The organism is Sporosarcina sp. FSL K6-3508 (assembly GCF_038615825.1).
Classification (GTDB): Bacteria; Bacillota; Bacilli; order Bacillales_A; family Planococcaceae; genus Sporosarcina; species Sporosarcina newyorkensis.
Window position 1 is genome coordinate 3497151 of sequence record NZ_CP152016.1, and the last position, 17433, is coordinate 3514583.

At 43.1% G+C, this 17433-nt stretch carries 19 protein-coding genes; 2 read left to right on the forward strand and 17 right to left on the reverse strand.

Annotated elements, in window-relative coordinates:
• The 14 genes from MKX97_RS17405 to MKX97_RS17470 form a co-directional block, all read right to left on the reverse strand.
• Positions 1-882: a phosphate propanoyltransferase gene (locus MKX97_RS17405; protein WP_342536586.1), complete on the reverse strand. Its 882-nt coding sequence runs from the start codon at positions 880-882 to the stop codon at positions 1-3.
• Between the two features lie 153 nt (positions 883-1035).
• The gene (locus tag MKX97_RS17410; RefSeq protein WP_009499205.1) at positions 1036-1320 is read right to left on the reverse strand and encodes a BMC domain-containing protein; all 285 of its coding nucleotides are present in this window, start codon (positions 1318-1320) and stop codon (positions 1036-1038) included.
• Positions 1321-1343: 23 nt separating this feature from the next.
• On the reverse strand, positions 1344-2816 hold the full coding sequence (locus tag MKX97_RS17415) for an aldehyde dehydrogenase family protein (protein ID WP_171805961.1): 1473 nt from the start codon (positions 2814-2816) through the stop codon (positions 1344-1346).
• 76 nt (positions 2817-2892) lie between these two features.
• Positions 2893-3537, reverse strand: a complete 645-nt coding sequence (gene eutL, locus MKX97_RS17420) for an ethanolamine utilization microcompartment protein EutL (protein ID WP_342536587.1) — start codon at positions 3535-3537, stop codon at positions 2893-2895.
• A 13-nt stretch (positions 3538-3550) separates the two neighbouring features.
• Positions 3551-4543: an ethanolamine ammonia-lyase subunit EutC gene (gene eutC / locus MKX97_RS17425; RefSeq protein WP_342536588.1), complete on the reverse strand. Its 993-nt coding sequence runs from the start codon at positions 4541-4543 to the stop codon at positions 3551-3553.
• 13 nt (positions 4544-4556) lie between these two features.
• The gene (locus MKX97_RS17430) at positions 4557-5921 is read right to left on the reverse strand and encodes an ethanolamine ammonia-lyase subunit EutB (RefSeq protein ID WP_009499209.1); all 1365 of its coding nucleotides are present in this window, start codon (positions 5919-5921) and stop codon (positions 4557-4559) included.
• Between the two features lie 14 nt (positions 5922-5935).
• A complete protein-coding gene (locus MKX97_RS17435; RefSeq protein WP_040759975.1) occupies positions 5936-7381 on the reverse strand; it encodes an ethanolamine ammonia-lyase reactivating factor EutA in 1446 nt (481 codons plus the stop codon).
• A gap of 521 nt (positions 7382-7902) precedes the next feature.
• Positions 7903-8400 (reverse strand): EutP/PduV family microcompartment system protein, encoded by a 498-nt coding sequence (locus MKX97_RS17440; protein ID WP_342536589.1) that lies wholly within the window; start codon positions 8398-8400, stop codon positions 7903-7905.
• Between the two features lie 12 nt (positions 8401-8412).
• Positions 8413-8754 carry a BMC domain-containing protein gene (locus tag MKX97_RS17445; RefSeq protein WP_009499212.1) on the reverse strand — a complete coding sequence of 114 codons (342 nt, stop codon included), beginning with the start codon at positions 8752-8754 and terminating at the stop codon, positions 8413-8415.
• Positions 8755-8788: 34 nt separating this feature from the next.
• Positions 8789-10048: an ethanolamine utilization protein EutH gene (gene eutH / locus MKX97_RS17450; protein ID WP_009499213.1), complete on the reverse strand. Its 1260-nt coding sequence runs from the start codon at positions 10046-10048 to the stop codon at positions 8789-8791.
• Positions 10049-10217: 169 nt separating this feature from the next.
• Entirely contained in the window at positions 10218-10787 is a 570-nt protein-coding gene (locus tag MKX97_RS17455; protein ID WP_009499214.1) for a response regulator, read from the reverse strand.
• Entirely contained in the window at positions 10756-12210 is a 1455-nt protein-coding gene (locus tag MKX97_RS17460; RefSeq protein WP_040759977.1) for a PAS domain-containing sensor histidine kinase, read from the reverse strand. Before MKX97_RS17460 ends, MKX97_RS17455 begins: the two co-directional genes overlap by 32 nt.
• Positions 12211-12419: 209 nt before the next feature.
• Positions 12420-13400, reverse strand: coding sequence for an alpha/beta hydrolase (locus tag MKX97_RS17465; RefSeq protein WP_221836984.1), 981 nt, complete (start codon positions 13398-13400; stop codon positions 12420-12422).
• A 133-nt stretch (positions 13401-13533) separates the two neighbouring features.
• Positions 13534-13677 carry a YfhE family protein gene (locus tag MKX97_RS17470; protein ID WP_009499217.1) on the reverse strand — a complete coding sequence of 48 codons (144 nt, stop codon included), beginning with the start codon at positions 13675-13677 and terminating at the stop codon, positions 13534-13536.
• 129 nt (positions 13678-13806) lie between these two features.
• Between MKX97_RS17470 and MKX97_RS17475 the strand changes: the two genes are divergently transcribed.
• Positions 13807-14199: an OsmC family protein gene (locus MKX97_RS17475; RefSeq protein WP_221836985.1), complete on the forward strand. Its 393-nt coding sequence runs from the start codon at positions 13807-13809 to the stop codon at positions 14197-14199.
• A gap of 60 nt (positions 14200-14259) precedes the next feature.
• Here MKX97_RS17475 and MKX97_RS17480 read toward each other — a convergent pair whose 3' ends face one another.
• Complete coding sequence (locus MKX97_RS17480) at positions 14260-15108, reverse strand: VOC family protein (protein WP_340760955.1); 849 nt, start codon at positions 15106-15108, stop codon at positions 14260-14262.
• Positions 15109-15282: 174 nt separating this feature from the next.
• Here MKX97_RS17480 and MKX97_RS17485 point away from each other — a divergent pair, with 174 nt between their 5' ends.
• Complete coding sequence (locus tag MKX97_RS17485; protein WP_078818699.1) at positions 15283-15615, forward strand: helix-turn-helix domain-containing protein; 333 nt, start codon at positions 15283-15285, stop codon at positions 15613-15615.
• A 328-nt stretch (positions 15616-15943) separates the two neighbouring features.
• On the opposite strand, the gene MKX97_RS17490 is transcribed toward MKX97_RS17485, so the two are convergent.
• Positions 15944-16246, reverse strand: a complete 303-nt coding sequence (locus tag MKX97_RS17490) for a hypothetical protein (RefSeq protein WP_340760725.1) — start codon at positions 16244-16246, stop codon at positions 15944-15946.
• 31 nt (positions 16247-16277) lie between these two features.
• Entirely contained in the window at positions 16278-17423 is a 1146-nt protein-coding gene (locus MKX97_RS17495) for a substrate-binding domain-containing protein (RefSeq protein WP_340760726.1), read from the reverse strand.
• Between the last annotated feature and the right edge of the window lie 10 nt (positions 17424-17433).

Here is a 17433-nt window from a genome sequence, read left to right on the forward strand (position 1 = left end):
CTACTTTCTGACGGTTATCGTTTTTCCGAGTTCCCGAGCAGTATCTTTTGCAAGCGCTGTGACAATCGTACCTTTTGGAACTATAATCTCATCTTCTGAAATTGCAGCTAGATCCTCAGTGGATAAGAGCTTCTTTGTAAATTCATATGATTTTGGAGCAACTGTCTTTGCCGGACTAGGGGCATTCACTGTCGTCGATACAGGTAATGAACAAGCAACAGGTTCAGTCGCCTCGTTTGGTTTTACCAGACGACCAATCGTCCCTTGTGTAATAAACCCGGCATTCGCTTCGTCCGTATCGATATGCATCTCCAAACGATAGCGTTCATTCACTCGGATCCGTACATTACGGAATGAAATCGGACGGATTCCATCCGCTTCCACTGTGACGTACTCACCATCTTGAACGCCAAAACGCTGCGCATCTTCGGTCCCCATATGGATATGCGATTGCGCAATAATGAGGCCTTGCTCAATATGCACACTGCCTTTTGGACCGATCAATGTAATCGGTGCCGATCCTTCGATGTTGCCGGATTCCCGAAGTGGGGGCTTGACGCCGAGCTTCATGGCATCCGTAAAGCTGACCTCAACTTGGGTCGCTTTTCGGACAGGTCCTAAAATCCGCACACGTTCGATACTGCTTTTAGGTCCCGCAATCATCACCGTTTCATTTGCGGCGAATTGGCCCGGCTGTGAAAGCTCGGACCGTTGTGTCAATTCATACCCTGCGCCAAACAATACTTCCACATGTTCAGGCTGTAAATGTACGTGACGGGCGGAAACCGCAATTGGAACCGCTCGTTCCGGCAATTGAGTAGGGTTTTTCCCCAGCTGTCCGAGAACCTCTCCGACAATCTGTTCAATCAATTGCTGATTCATTTAGTTCACGCCTTTCTGTTGTTTCCGAACAAAATCAATTACGCCTCGGCGTAATTGCGTCTGAATTTTGAATTGTGCTTGCACAATTAACTCCTTTCAAAATTCGTGACATCCGCCGGAGGCTTCATCTGAATTCTATTGAATTCAGATGAATTATTCGCTTTTTGGCAAGATCATTTCAAGTTCGTTATGTGGTCTTGGGATTACGTGAACAGAAAGCAATTCGCCCACACGTTGTGCAGATGCTGCACCTGCGTCTGTTGCTGCTTTAACTGCTCCTACATCACCGCGTACCAATACAGTTACAATTCCGCCGCCGACATGTACTTTGCCGACTAAGTTAACGCTTGCTGCTTTCACCATTGCGTCTGCTGCTTCAATTGCACCGATTAAACCTTTAGTTTCTACCATTCCTAATGCTGTACCTTCTCTGTTCATAATTGTTTCCTCCTAATAGGGTTTTATTTTGTAAGTTGTTTAACAATTTCACTGACTAAGTTTTGCACTAACGCTGGATCAATATTACTGTTTGTTGAAGATGAAACATTATTGATGACTTCTGAGACAAGCTCATCCTTCGTGCTTGCTACTGTTGTTTCGGAATGCTTCGGCAATTGGACTTCTTTTGTGCCGTACGCCATCCGTTTAATATTCAATAAATGCTTCGCCGTTACGTTATCCGATGTAATATTCCCACCGAATGATCCACAACCTAATGTAAATGATGGCATCAGACCCGTCGTTCCACCAACTGCTCCGACAGAAGACATCGTGTTTACCATAATACGTGATACTGGCATTTCCATCGCAAATTCACGCGCTACCGCGTCGATTTCCGTATGGAGCGACAAGCTATGTCCACGTCCGCCGAGGTTAAGCAAATCGAGACATACTTCCTTCGCATGCTTCACGCCATCCACGATATACATCGCAAAGATCGGTGAAAGTTTTTCCAATGAAAACGGAACGTCCTTACCGACTTTTGTTTCCATACCAATGATCAGGCGAGTGCCTTCTGGTAAGGAGATACCTGCAAGGCTCGCAATGAACTGCGGGCTCTTACCGACTACTTTCGGATTAATTTTGCCCGGTGCCGGTGAGATAACGCCTTCCATGACCTTCTTCTCTTCATCCGTTAAGATATATGCACCGTTTTTCTTCAACTCACGAGTAACAAGATCGACAACATGCTTATCTACGACAATCGCTTGCTCTGTCGCACAGATCGTGCCGTAATCGAATGATTTACTGTCGACAATATCTTTGACAGCTTTTTCGATTTTTGCAGAACGCTCAATATAGACTGGAACGTTCCCTGGACCTACACCGTATGCTGGTTTTCCAGAGCTATATGCTGCTTTTACTAGCGCACTGCCGCCCGTTGCCACAATCAGATTGACATCTTTATGTGACATCAATTGCTGTGTCGCTTCCATAGAGGCGAGCGTCAAGCATTGGATTAAACCTTCCGGAGCACCTGCGGCAACTGCTGCTGCATCACAAACTTTAAGTGCCTCCTGTGTACATTTTACTGCGTATGGGTGAGGACTTACAACAATCGCGTTACGTGTTTTCAAAGAAATCAACGTTTTGAAAAACGCAGTGGACGTTGGATTTGTTGTCGGGATAATCGCTGCAACCACACCAAACGGAGCTGCAATTTCCACGACTTTATTTAAATGGTCTTCTTTGACGATGCCGACCGTTTTTAAATCTTTAATGCTCTCATAAACGTCACGAGAACCGACTTCGTTCTTGATTTTCTTATGAGCTGCTACCCCCATGCCAGTTTCTTCTACTGCCATTTGAGCGAGACGACCAGATTGTTCAAAGGCTGCATCTGCAACCGCTTTGACGATTTTATCGACTTGCTCTTGGGTGTAGCTCATGAATTTTTCTTGTGCTTCTTTTGCAGTTTGAACGGCCGATCGCATTTGCTGCAGGGCCAATAAATCTTTATCTACTAACTGAACCAAGCCAAAACACTCCTTCCTAGTTAATTCCGTGAATTCAATAACTCATCGGATCATTTACCATGTTCCGTACAGCTTCTCTAAACGCGTCGGTAGCTGCCTGGCAGGCAGATTGACTACCTGTCAATAAGCCCCCGCCGAAGTTCGTTTCGGAGGGAGGAGCGTATAGTTCACACAGCGTTACATCTGCCGCTTTTAATGCAGCATCCAAGCCGATAATGGCTTCGATTGGCGGTGCAATCAAGTAGGCCAATGATTGTCCGATTGGAATACCCGCCATTTCAGCTAAATAACTTCCGCAACTGGAAATGGTATGTGCATAAAATGCATGGTCAGGATTCCCATTGATCGCTTCAAAATATGCTTCATGTTCAATGGTAACCCGAATCGAATCCAGACCACTTTTTACTTCTTCTGGCGAGGGTCCGGCAATAATTCCGATAAACTCACCAGATAGCGGTCCGGATGAATGAGCAGCCCCTGCATAAAAACTTTTTGCATATACGACTTCTACATCCGTGTGCTTCGTCGCCGCATCAATCGCTGTATAGCCCACATCATCTATAGTGGTTGTCACTAAACCCAAACTGCGTTGATACGGCTTCAGCTTGAACTTTTCCGCCAGATCATCGCTGACGTTCGGAATGACCTGCATCGACAATATATCCGCAAGAATCTTCATCCGATCCGCCTCCTTAGCCTTCTTTTTGAACAAGCGCCACTCCGCTTGCTTCATATTTCAAGATCTTTTGAATAACCGTTCCTAGATATGCACCGGCTTCGACAGGAGGTATCCCGCCTTTGTGGATATTCGAGATAACCATTCGATCTGCCTCAATCGTGCCATGTCTTGGCTGATAACATAAATAAGCACTCAGTGATTCAGCAGAAACAAGCCCAGGACGTTCTCCAATTAACATGACAACGACATCCGGTTTCAACACTTCACCGATATCATCCATCACAGCGACTCGCCCTTTATCCACATAAAATGTTGTACCCATATCGATATTCAAGTTGTTGAGTGATTGCTCAAGCGACAAATAGACATCTTCAAGATTTTCCTCAATCGCTTTTGCACTCAGACCGTTAGAAGCTACAATTTGAACAACCGGTGATATTTTACAACGCTCTTGAATCAATGCCTTTCCTTCATCGGAAAGCTTTCTGCCGAGATCAGGACGTCGGATATATTCTTCCTTGTCCGCTACTTTTGAATGCACTTGGAATAATCCCAAACGATCGAGTAGCTCATCCGGCACTTCTCCGTACACCGCATCTACTGCCGCCGCATGATCCAGTCGGAACTGCAGCCACGTTTTCGTTTTGGGACGAGAACCCGCACGACCTACTGCAATGCGAGCAGGAGTCTTTTTACGATACTCCGCCAATTGATCTTCTGTTGGAGTAGTCGTTTCGGCTTTTGGTTTGCCGTATGCCGTAGTAGGTTTCGGTTTGACAGTCGCAATATTTCGTTGCGGCTTCGCTTCATTCGTCGTACTATGGAACGTTACTGCACCGCTTGGTGATTGTTGCGGCCTTTCAGCTGCCAAATGGCCAATCGGTTCCTGTGAAAAGAGCTGTACTTTTTGTTCGTTGCTAGATTGCTGTGACGTTTGTCCGCCACTAGCTGCCTCAAGTTTTTCAACAACCATCTTTGTGATTTGCTGAATTAATTCTTCGTTCAAATCCATCCACCTCCTATCGATTGAACATAGTAAGATCGCCTGCACGCTTGCTCAGTTTTCCATTTTCGTAAATCCCCATCTTCTCAAGCCATTGCAAGTACTCAGGTGCTGGAGTTTTACCTAATGTCTGAAGGACTGTAGCGACATCGTGATAGCTCATGGACTGGTAATTCAACATAACGTCATCGCCCATCGGTGCTGCAATAATGAAATTCACGCCTGCTGCAGTCAGCAAGATGCTTAAATCTTCAATATCGTTTTGATCTGCTTTGATATGATTCGTATAACAAATGTCTACACCCATCGGCAGACCGTGAAGCTTGCCCATGAAATGATCTTCCAGACCTGCACGGATTACTTGCTTGTTGTTATACAAGTACTCCGGTCCAATAAATCCAACCACCGTGTTGACAATATATGGATCGTAGTGTCTCGCGAAGCCGTAGTTACGAGCTTCCATCGTCACTTGGTCCACACCATAATGCGCTTCTGCTGATAGCTCAGACCCTTGCCCAGTTTCGAAATACATCAATTGCGGGCCCGTACCTGTTCCTTGTTTCATCGCCAAGTCTTTTGCTTCAGCGATTAACTCTGCCGAAATACCAAATGAACGATGTGCTTTTTCAGTTCCCGCAATACTTTGGAAAATCATATCGGCAGGTGCACCTTGCTCAATTGCTTTCATTTGCGTAGTAACGTGCGCTAACACACAGTTTTGGGTGGGAATTTCCCACTCATTGATGAAATCCTTCGTAGCATGCAAGACACGTTTTACACTCTCAACAGAATCATCTACCGGATTAATTCCGATAACCGCATCGCCAATCCCATAAGATAATCCTTCTTTTAGTGAAGTGATGATTCCATCGATATTATCTGTTGGGTGATTCGGCTGTAATCGAGACGAAAGCGTTCCTTTTTGACCAATCGTAATATTACAGGTCGACAAGATTTCAATTTTATTTGCCGCGTGTACCAAGTCCAAATTGGACATTAGCTTGGTGACAGCTGCGATGACTTCCGATGTCAAACCGCGGCTAAGACGTTTCAGTTCGCGGTCGCCGACTTCATTGCTTAAAATGTACTCACGAAGTTCTGCGATACTCCAATTTTGAATTTCACCATAGACCTTCTCGTTAATATCATTTTCAATAATGAGTGAGACTTCGTCGCTTTCAATCGGGATCAATGGATTGTTACGAATATCACTCACTAGTAGCTCACTGACAACTGTTTTTGCCGCAATACGCTCTTGGACGGTTTCCGCTGCAATTCCTGCCAAACGGTCGCCAGATTTCTCTTCATTTGCTTTTGCAAGCACTTCTTTTAAGTCGTTGAACACATATCGTTCCCCGCCTAAAGTGGTCGATAAATTCACGTTCGAGGCCTCCTTTACGTTGTGTGGAAGGTTAATGTCTTCACCACGACAGGCACGACACCTGAAGTTAATGCTTTCCCGATGTCAATATAATCGCCTGTTTCCACATTGATTTGGTCAATGCAAATAATGCTTTGTTTTACTTTCAACGCCGCTAATGTCTGACCAAGCACTTTGGCATGGTCCGACTGGATTACCAAAATGATGGGCTGTTCAGGACGTGGTCGTTGATTCATGATCTGCACAATTGCTTTTGCTAATGTTTGCACGTCTCGAAACCCGAGATACGGCAAATTGGATAAATACAGCGCAAAATTTTGTCCTTCTTTCGCGGAGTCATATAAAGCAACCGCTTGTTGAACCGCATTTTCAAAGTTAGATAAACCCGCCTCTAAATCCGCTTCAAAGTCATATTGATAGATCGGTATATTTTTTAGTGGCAATTCATGTGGCGCAACTTGGATTGTCGCTCCGCTAATCTCAGTCGTCTGCGTTCCTGCACCCAACACCGTCGCACGCACAGTCTCAATTGGTTCTTGCCATTCAAAAATTTGCAGTGATTGATTGCGCAATAACGCCTCTGCAAGCTGAATTCCAATATCATCGTACCGGGCAACCTGCTCTTCATCTGAAGCATGACGATACATACACTCGGAAATCCCGCCCGAAAAAACAATTGTATCAACAGGCTGTTTCCAATTCGGTTCATGACCTAGCAATAATACATGATCTTGTGCATGCACTTCTTTTTTCAAGATGCGCGCCATCGCCTCTGCCATATACGTTGTGACGAATTCAACTGCTGCTGCATCTTGTGGATCACCAACTTGCAAAGTGTAGCCTTGCTCTTCCAGCAATCGTTCAACAGGCGGAGAGATTGTTCGCACTTTGCCTTGTTCGAATTCGATCAATCGCCCACCAATGTGCATCGTGCACGTGCCAAGCAACTGTTTGTCCTGAAATACCGCAATATTGGCTGTCCCGCCGCCAATGTCAATGTTGGCGATGACACGGCCACCTTTGCCCGACTCTTCGTAGCTGCCTGAACCTTTTGCCGCGATGATTCCTTCTAGGTCAGGTCCTGCTGTTGCAACAAGGAAATCTCCCGCTTCATCTGATAACTGATGAAGCATCTCACTGGCATTTCGTTTGGTAGCCGTTTCGCCTGTAATGATGACAGCGCCTGTCTCTATTTGAGCCGGCTGAATGCCAGCCTTTTCATATTCAGAGCGAATAATCTCCTGGACACCTCTAACGTTAATCGTTACCGCATCTTGCAACGGTGTACGGAAGACTGGGCTTTTGTACAATATTTCTTTGTCTGTTATTTCAATTCTTGGCACATGCGTCGCCCCTGCGACATTTCGCAAAGAAAATCGACTGATAATCAGCTTTGTCGTGCTTGTGCCAATGTCAATGCCTGCACTGATGATTGTCTCGTGCTTATTGAAATTGCTCACTCCCACACCTCTTTCTGATTTACCACCTAGTTCAAAGCGCCAGTCTCTCGGGTCACTTCGGCCTTTTCGTAAAGGTGCAAAGTACGCACCTTTGTCGATAAGTCCTCCAGTGCCTGTCGAGACTATACGGCGCTTCTCACTTTTGATTTACCATCCAGTTCAAAGCGCCAGTCTCTCGGGTCACTTCGGCCTTTTCGTAAAGGTGCAAAGTACGCACCTTTGTCGATAAGTCCTCCAGTGCCTGTCGAGACTATACGGCGCTTCTCACTTTTGATTTACCATCCAGTTCAAAGCGCCAGTCCCTCGGGTCACTTCGACCTTTTCGAAAGGGTGCAAAAAAACGCACCTTTGTCGATAAGTTCTCCAGTGCCTGTCAAGATTATACGACGCTTTTTACTTTTGATATAAAAAACGCCTTTACAGACCCATGGAAAACCCGTGGGACGTAAAGGCGTCATTGCCGTTTTTATTCACTTGTATGAGCCCTACTATATCAAACTCTCTGATACGTGTAAAGAGTATCAACCTAGGAATAATAAGTGCTCGTCATCTGTTTGCTGTACATATTGCCGCATGGCAGCCAGGTCGTTCAATTTCGTCAGTTCTCTCAAATGGGCAATCCCCTTACCTGTCACCGAGGAGGTAACAACAATCGGCCCTTGATTCATGACAATTTTCAACATGCCGAGTGCTCGATCAATATCTGCTTTTGGATGATCACACTTTGTAATGACACCAATTGGCAGCTTAGAGATTCCCATACTGAAACCTGGTGGAAAAATCAGCTTTTCACTGGTCGCCTCTTGGAGATACAGTACATGTGTCACCTCTAACGCGGTTGCCATAATATTTTTATAAAACATCGGGTTTTCCGTGTACTCGCCAGGAGTGTCGACAATCCAATCGTAATAATTGAGCGTTTGCGTTTTGACCGCTTCGACCTTACGACCTAACAAGGCATTTGTCAACGTAGACTTCCCTGCTCGAACCGCACCGACTAGCATTGCCTTGTTTTTCATCGGCACCACTCCTTATGATTTCGTAATAGCAGAAGGTGTATAACCAAGCATTTCGGATAAAAATCGATTGATCTCCTGCATGGCCATCTCCACCTCGGAAACGCTGCCGACAATTACTAAGCTTCCTGTAAATCGATCCAAGAAACCGATATGGACGTTTGCTGCTTTTGTCGCTAAATCTCCCGCAATGATAACTGTTTCACTTGGTGTACAAGTAAGGATGCCTAAGGCACCCGCTTCTTGTATTCCTAATTTCTGAAACATATCGGGATCGGGATTTGCAATCAAGTGACTGAGGGTAAGCTGTTTACCCGGAACAAATTCCTGTATAAACCGTTTCTTTTCTTCACTCATTCTATATACACTCCCTATCTAACTGATTATGTTCTTATGCCTTTGCAGTAGGAGTTTCTGTTGTTTCTTCATATTCACCTGGACGGATGATTCCAGCCTCACGATCTTGCTTTTCCAACTTCAAAGCAGTTGGAACAGATAACTTATATGCAATGATAATCGCGATGATCCCTGCACTGAATTTCCCAAGAATGACGGGAAGAATAATATTCGGTTGGAAATTCGCTGTAAAGGACAAGTGGTCACCAAGCAAGAATGCGGAACAAACAGCAAATGCAATATTGATGACTTTGTCTTTAGGTCTCATGTAACGAACCAACGAGAACATTGCCAAGATATTTGCGACAGTTGCAAGCAGACCAGCACTACCTTCAGGAGATAGTCCAATTTTTTGTCCAAGCGCTTCCAAAGGTCGAGCCATATACTTTCGAATCAAATAAATCATTGGGAAAGCACCTGCTAGCATGATACCAATATAGCCGGCTGTTTCAAGCGCACGGAATTGGTCCGCTTCATCGGCCATAATCGGGTCAAAGCCCCATGCACCGAAGATTGTTGTGAAAATACCTGTAAATACTTCTACAATTGAGAACACTAACACAAGTTTAATCGCCGCGTCCATTACGCGACCGAAAATCATAAATCCATTGATCATCATGCGAGGGAAAAACTTCAATCCCAAAGCAATCAAGACAACAAAAATTAGTAAAGGCAATAAGTTTATGAAAATCTGTAAATAACTAATTGCAAACTCGTAATTCGATGAAGCTGTAGTGCTGATCACATCACGTACATCTGTGTTAAACAATACTACCAAGCTAGACGCAATAAATGCACCAATCGGAATCGTCAGTACACCTGACATAATACCAAGCGCCATATATTTATGATCTCGCTTATCGAGCATTGCAAGGCCCATCGGAATGGAAAACACGATTGTTGCACCCGACATAAAGCCGACAATTAACGCCATTACCCATCCTTCGTTCGTAACTTTTAATGCTTCAGCTAGCTGATAGCCACCCATGTCTGACGCCAAAATTGTTGTCGCAGCAATCGCTGGATCGGCTCCAATCGAATCAAATATTGGTCCAATAAATTTACTGATAAACCACGTCAAATACGGAATGGATGCCATGATCCCTGCCGCCGGAACAAAAATATGCCCAACTGCGTGTAGGCCCGACATGAATTCTTTACCTAATCCTTCCTCCGGATTTTTGATTGAAGCAAATGCACCTGCTATCGCACAGGCCATAATGATATATACGATCACCGTACCAATCATTTCCATATAATTCCCTCTCCCTATCTCTTATATTGTGTAACTAGTTGCCACCCTATACCTACAGACAGTACACCACCGCCTTCAAATTATAAAAATTCGCAATATGTAGAAAAATATAAAAAACAAAAAGGCGCTTAAAGAACCTACCTCTTTAAGCGCCTTTGCTTTAATTTATTTACTTGTATTTGTCAATAATTTCTTGGGCAAGCGACTCCATTGTCATTTGCCGAGACATACTCGCATCGCGCATTTGTTTAAATGCTTGTTGCTCGGTTAATTGCTCAGCGTCCATTAAGATCCCTTTTGCCCGCTCTACAATTTTCCGTTTTTCGACTTCCTGTTTTGCTTGTTGGACATTCTCTTTCAGCCGCTTCGCTTTATCCGATTGATGAAGCGCAACTTCTACAGCTGGTATTAAATTGGATTCGGAAATAGGCTTTACCAAATAACCAACCACATTGTCCTGCTGTGCCTTTTCCACGAATTCCTTTTGGCTGTATGCTGTGATGATCAAGATAGGTAAATCAAGTTGCTCTCCAATAATGCGGCTTGCCTTCAAACCGTTCATCTTCGGCATCTTGATATCCATTAAAATCAAATCCGGTTTATGCAGGAAAGCCAGTTCAATGGCCCTGTCTCCGTCCCCCGCTTCTCCCACCACTTCATAGCCATGATCTTGCAGGGTCATTTTCAGGTCCATCCGAATAATCGATTCATCTTCCGCTATGACAATCCGTTTTCTCATCAAAAATTTCCACCTCCGCACCCACTGGAAAAACGATTACTGCGTGGGTTCCGATCTCCCTAGGCACATACAAAAATTCACCGTTCAAATCATTTATCACTAGGTTATGGATGATTTCTGTTCCCAATGAAGTTTGCGGTTTCTTCATTCCAACGCCGTTGTCGGAAACATGAAGTTCTACAAATTCATTGTCCACCTTAAATTCTACATCAATAACCCCGTGTTCTCTACCTATAAATGCGTGCTTTAAGGAGTTTTGTATGAGTTCATTTATGATGAGTGCGATTGAAACCGCTTTCTTGGAGGTTGTTACTATTTTATTGCCATTGGGCTCAATAATCAAGTCTACTTTTAAGTTTAATTCATTCAACACCATTGTTGAACAAATTTTCCTTGTTAAGTTTATAATATTTACATCGTCATCGTCTGCATGTTCTTTAGCAAGAATAATTTCATAAACTGAAGAAATACTATAGATCCTGTTCAGTGTTTCCTCAAAAGCGGCTCGGCCCTCTGTCGGCACGCCGTTGCGCATCTGCAATCGCAGCAAGCTTGCAACCGTTTGTAAATTATTTTTAACCCGATGATGAATTTCTTTTATGACGACCGATTTCATCATCAATTCTTTTTCTTTCGTACGGAGTTCTGTGATGTCTTGAATAATCAACAATGTCTCCTGCGAATTATTTTTCTCACGCATTTTTATCTTTTTCACAATTAAACTTTTACGTTCAATCGTCATTTCAAATACAAATACGTCATCCTTCTGCTCGTATACCTTCTTAAGGAACGGAAGCATTTCCAACAAATCTCTATTCATGATTTCATCGCTTCCACTCATTTCGGAAATAAGTTTTAAGCCGGATGGATTGGCGTACACTAGTCGATTGGAGGAATCTGTCAAGATCAACATTTCCATCAATAAATCCGAAACTACACCAAGCCCCGAATTTGTCATCTGATCTTCCGCGGATTCAGTGACAACTGAAAAGTTCGGCAACTGTTGATCAGTAAGCGGTGGTACGACTTCCTTCTCTTGGATTAGAACTCCAATCACTTGATGGCATGTATTCTTAATTGGCACAACAGTCTGATCCACTACTTTACCTTCCTGTGTCACTGCATGCCGAATAATTGATTTTTTCCCATTCCAATATGAATAAAAGACACCCGGCTCGAACGATTCGAAGACCACTTTACCTACGACGGAATTGTCGTACACCGGTGTACATCCTGGAGGAAATGCTTCTGCCACTACTATCGCCTGGTTGGCTGGTTTAAGTTTACAGTCAATGAACATATAAGCCCCCGATAAGTCTGCATATGTCTGCAAACTAAGTGCCATTTCCTGCAAGATATGAATATCTTCGTCCGTCAAGTTCGTATGCTGTTTGCACAACTGTTCTACTGTAGCTTTGACCAAAGCATCACAACCTCTTTCCAAGAAAACATTTCTCTCAAGAATATAAAATAATTATAGTGTTGTTTTTTGAATAGGTCAATTGGAGGGTTTTAGCAATCTGAAAGGTGTTAACACTTTCAGCCCAAATTCATTTCAAATGGAAATAAAGTGAAGCAATTGGATTAAAAAGATGCCAGGCTCCAAATAAATTCGGGGCCCGGCATTTTCGATTAGTTATTTACTATAGAGGGTAAATGAATGCTTAGAAAATCATTTATTTTCGCCTTATAAGCTCCCTCGTCCATCACAAATGCTTCTCCATGATTCGCGCCATCCACCAAGAATAGTTCTGCGTCACTTTTCGTGACTTCATACAATTCCTTCGTCATATCGGTAGGTACAAATGTATCCGCATTGCCGTGAATATAGAGAATCGGCACATTTGCCTTTTTTACTGCATTTAATGCGTCTGCTTCCTTCAATGAATAGCCTGCTCTAGCTTTGGTCAACACGCTCATATTATCCAGCAGTGGAAATGCGGGCAAATGGAACATCCGATCCATCTGATACGCGAATAACTGGTAGACGGACTGATATGGACTATCTGCAATGATCGCTTTCACCTGTCCAGGAAGCTCCTCTTCTCCGCTAGTCATCAAGACCGTCGCTGCTCCCATTGACAAGCCGTGATACACAACCTCCGTATCTGATCCAAGTTGCTTTACTAAATGTTTTGTCCAATCAATAATATCCAAGCGATCCGGCCAGCCAAAACCATAGTAGTCACCGCCACTTTTTCCATGGCCTCTTGCATTCGGCATGAAAATATTATACCCGAGTTCTTCGTAATAATATTGACCATATAACCCCATCTGTTTCGCATGCCCCAAGTAACCATGCGTCAAAATAACCAGCTTATTTGTTGGTAGTTTAGCCGGCAAATAATAGCCCATCAATTCTAGACCATCCCTTGACGTCAACTTCATTTCTTCATAGTCTTGCTCCTCCACCCACTGGCGCCAATCACCGTTTAGAAACACTTCCATCGTTTCAGCGGATACTTTCAAATCCGCATTCCCAGTGAGGAAATCTTTTGGACCTCTTTTGATGGCCAAGTTGTAAAAAAAGAAACTACCTGCTATTTGAAAGACAATAAAGAAGGCGACAACAAAGATCAGCATCTTCTTCCAGCCTATTTTTCTCATATTCATTTCCCTCGTTCTCTCTGTATAAGCACTTTTTCTTATTATACAATGAAAACGAAAGATTGTTTATGACGATTTAGTGAGAAAAGCCCCACCGGATGAATTGTATCCGATAGGACTCTCGCTTAAATTTCCTCATTTATTTTTTGGATTTCTGGTTATTCTCGTGTTCGGTTGCTTTATCTGCTCTTTTAAAATCCTCAGCGTAATGCACTTCTTGAGCGGCTTTAAGACCGTTGTTTTTTTCTGTTAGCGTCTCGTGTGGTGGTTTCTTTTCACTCACTAAACAGCACTCCTTTCCATTTAACTATAGTCTTCCACAGTTTTTTAAAATTAAACACAGCAAGGATTTTGGCGCCCATTGGATTTAATTTCAAAACAACGTATACTGACTGCATAAGGAGCTGATAAAATGAAATTTCATATGACAGAAAACGGTTTTGATACAGAAACAGAATTCGGTACATTACACATTTCCTCGAATGAAGAAAAAGGGTTTCGACCATACCAACTCATGGTTGCTTCCATCGGTGCATGCGGAGGTGGCGTTATGCGCAAGATTCTCGAAAAAATGCGTATGCCCGCTGATGATATCTCGATTGAAGTGAAAGAAGTCGTGCGTTCACAAGACGATGCAAGCCGCTTGGAGAAGATTCATCTTCATTTTACGATCATTGGCTCAGCTATTAAGGAAGAAAAAATGCCGCGGATAATGGATCTTACAGAGAAGAACTGTTCTATGTTGCAATCGGTGATTGGTTGTATTGATGTCGTGAAGACTTACGAGATAGGTAAGTTAAAATGATTACGAAGTCTCCCACTTATCGCTTTGCGTTTGAAGTGGGAGACTTATTTTTTGTAGCTGTTAAATCTCTAAATAAATACGATTTCCAGAAGGATCATAGGTAATAAACGATCCTCTCTCTTCCGTTACAGATGCACCGATACTCTTTAACTGCGCAATAGTATAATCCCTCGTTGCCTCATCTGCCAAAACGATTGTAAACGACTCAAGACCCACACTGTTTTCAGAGGGCGTTGGGGCACCAACTCCAACCCAGGTGTTTAAGGCAATTTGATGATGATATTTGCCCGTAGAGAGGAAAAGCGCCTGATTACCATATCGGTTCACCACTTCGAAACCAAGTCCCTTACTGTAAAATTCCTCAGCCTTTTTCAGTTCTGCCACGTGTAAATGAATATGTCCCATGACTGTCCCGGCAGGCAGGCCACTCCACGACTGCCGTTTTGTTACAGAAAGAAGCTCTTCAAAGTTTAATGGATCCACCGTCATTGAAACTTCGCCATTATTCCAAGTCCATTCAGAAGGGTCACGGTCTATATAAATTTCGATCCCATTTCCATCCGGATCTGATAGGTATAACGCTTCACTTACAAGGTGGTCCGATGACCCATAACGCAAACCAATTTCTGCAAAGTGATGAACGATGTCGGCTAAATCAGAACGTTTGGGCAGAAGAAGAGCAAAATGATATAGGCCTGTGGTTCTTCCTTGTTTCGGAATAACGTTTTCTGGTTGCTCAATTGATAACACACTCGTTTTTCCATCTGTTGTTAGTTTAACTGCCTTTTCAGTTTTCTCTAATATTTCAAAACCGAGAACCTCCTGATAAAAAACAAGTGAACGATTTATATTTTGCACCTTTATATTTACATGCCCTACATAAGTGTTTGGTTTACTATGAAACTTCATATTTATAACCCCCATTTTCTCTTCCTATGCTTTATTCATTTTCTTGTTTCTCTTTTAAAGTTAGTTACTTTATGTAACTAACTTTAAAAGAGAAACTTTAGTTCGTCAAGTAAGTTGATTACATTTAATTTCAACTCATCATGTTATATACTACATATAAAGGAGTGAACAAAAGTGAAGCAAGCCAATATTTGTCCCCGATTTGAAAAAGCCATCTCGCTTTTAAGTCAGCGTTGGACAGCTTTGATCATCAATCAAATGTTATCAGGACCACATCGGTTTTGCGCTCTCCAATCTTCTATTGGAATTAGCGGAAAGGTCCTGTCGGAACGCTTAAAAGACCTAGAACAGAAGGAAATTATAAAACGTAAAGTTATACCTGAAACTCCTGTTATTATCGAGTATTCTTTGACGGAAAAAGGGTATTCATTAGAGCCGGTTTTGAAAGAAATAGAAAATTGGTCTCAAGCGTGGTTGGATATAGAGCGCGCGGAAAACATAAAGTAGAGGCAAGTCCGAATTTACAATAAAAAAACGGGGCTGGAACGGAGGGCGACTCCAGCGGGAGGTAGCGCAAATGGTGAGACCCCACAGGAAGCGAGGAGGCTCACCTGCGCCCCGCGGAAAGCGTCCCTGCCCGCAGCGGAAAGCTCAAAGGCAGCTCTAAGTCTGCAATTCCTTTGCATTAGAAAAAACCGAACCATTTTACAAAACTTTGATTGAATGTTTTGGAATCGTTTGGAATCCTTTTGTCCCAGTCTCATTTTTTGACTTAGTCTCTTTTAAGTTCTGAGATTAAAATATACTTGAGTTCTTCAATTATAAAAACACCATCTTATCCCCACCACATCGCCGTAGCGAAAAATGAAAACATGGAAACCGGAACGGCGACGATACTGATTACGAGAAGACTAAAAAAAGCACTTCCTCCACTCACCTTTTCTTTCTTCATTACTAAATATGCTAAAACAAAACTGACTATATACAACAACATGCTCATCACAGTAAACACAGTCAAATAGTACACCGGATTAATGTCTATTGCATGCTCTGTCATGAAATAAGCCAACCCCTGACCAGACACACCTAGGATTGTCGCTATTATCATGCTGGAAATTATTGAAATCACGATCTTCATTACAATCCATCCCTATCTGTTTCCATCAAGTTTACTTAACCGGCACATAGCCCACTTTCTCCACCAATTCCTGTCCTTGCGGAGACACCATCCAATCTATGAACCTCTTTGCGTTCGGATTGTCAGTCCCTGCTGTCACAGCATAAAATTCAGATGAAATCGGATACTCGTGATTACGAATTGTTTTCTTTGTCGGTGCTACTCCGTCAATTGCCAGCAGCTTAATCTGATCGTTGCCCACCATTTCCGTTGAGTAATAGCGGAATGTATACCCAATGGCATTTTTGTAATTGCGATACATCGATACTTCTTTGATGATGCCGCCCATTCCTTCAGGTACATTTTCTTTTGGGGCTTCCATAATCGGGATGTCACCCATCAACCGCTCCAATGCAGTTTGGCTTCCGCTGTCTGGGGGTCGCTGAAATGCGCGGATCGGTTCATTTTTCCCACCGACTTCTTGCCAATTGGTGATCTTTCCTGCATAGATATCCTGGATTTGCTGCAACTGTAAACTGTCTATTGGATTTTTTTGATTGAGGAAAAATACAAAGGCTTCTCGCCCAATCGGGGTCAGCTCCAATTCCACTCCCTTTTGCTCTGCCATTTTCAGTTGTGCATCGGACGGTCCTGCCGCCAAGATCACATCTACCTTGCCTTGAATTAAATTTTGGTACGCTTCCGATGTCGTATTGACCATCACTTCACTATCATACGGACTATATTCCTTTTCAGGGTAGACCGCCTGAGTGAATGCGGCATACAGCGGATACAGCGCAGTCGCCCCATCGATTTTTGGCAACTGATCTTTCAGCTGCAATGTTGCAGGTTCATCTATATCTGCAAGCTTCGAGTTCTTTGAGAATGGCTCATAATAATAGATATCAACCTCTGCATCTACTGTTGGAATACTATCTTTGTAAGCCTGATAAATCGGCCAAACCGAAGTACCGAGCAAGACTACTCCGGCAATAGCTCCAAACTTTACTTTCCGCTCCTTCGTATTGAAAAAGTGAAAAATCATCATTACAATCCATATATATAAAATTACAACCGCCCCAATCACTAACGGGATATAATGTACTAAACCCATAAATAACAAATAGAATAGGCCAATCGCTGTGAAAAACAAAATCATAATCAGAAAAAACACAGCAAACACAATGGGTGTGAACATTCCAACTCTC

Excerpts from the sequence above, each read along its gene's own strand:
- MKX97_RS17440 (WP_342536589.1), bottom strand. The coding sequence starts at position 8,400 with ATGAAAAACAAGGCAATGCTAGTCGGTGCGGTTCGAGCAGGGAAGTCT.
- MKX97_RS17445 (WP_009499212.1), bottom strand. The coding sequence starts at position 8,754 with ATGAGTGAAGAAAAGAAACGGTTTATACAGGAATTTGTTCCGGGTAAA.
- MKX97_RS17410 (WP_009499205.1), bottom strand. The coding sequence starts at position 1,320 with ATGAACAGAGAAGGTACAGCATTAGGAATGGTAGAAACTAAAGGTTTA.
- MKX97_RS17490 (WP_340760725.1), bottom strand. The coding sequence starts at position 16,246 with ATGAAGATCGTGATTTCAATAATTTCCAGCATGATAATAGCGACAATC.
- MKX97_RS17415 (WP_171805961.1), bottom strand. The coding sequence starts at position 2,816 with ATGCGATCGGCCGTTCAAACTGCAAAAGAAGCACAAGAAAAATTCATG.
- eutL (WP_342536587.1), bottom strand. The coding sequence starts at position 3,537 with ATGAAGATTCTTGCGGATATATTGTCGATGCAGGTCATTCCGAACGTC.
- MKX97_RS17465 (WP_221836984.1), bottom strand. The coding sequence starts at position 13,400 with ATGAATATGAGAAAAATAGGCTGGAAGAAGATGCTGATCTTTGTTGTC.
- MKX97_RS17475 (WP_221836985.1), top strand. The coding sequence starts at position 13,807 with ATGAAATTTCATATGACAGAAAACGGTTTTGATACAGAAACAGAATTC.
- MKX97_RS17455 (WP_009499214.1), bottom strand. The coding sequence starts at position 10,787 with ATGAGAAAACGGATTGTCATAGCGGAAGATGAATCGATTATTCGGATG.
- eutH (WP_009499213.1), bottom strand. The coding sequence starts at position 10,048 with ATGGAAATGATTGGTACGGTGATCGTATATATCATTATGGCCTGTGCG.
- MKX97_RS17405 (WP_342536586.1), bottom strand. The coding sequence starts at position 882 with ATGAATCAGCAATTGATTGAACAGATTGTCGGAGAGGTTCTCGGACAG.
- MKX97_RS17480 (WP_340760955.1), bottom strand. The coding sequence starts at position 15,108 with ATGAAGTTTCATAGTAAACCAAACACTTATGTAGGGCATGTAAATATA.
- MKX97_RS17495 (WP_340760726.1), bottom strand. The coding sequence starts at position 17,423 with ATGTTCACACCCATTGTGTTTGCTGTGTTTTTTCTGATTATGATTTTG.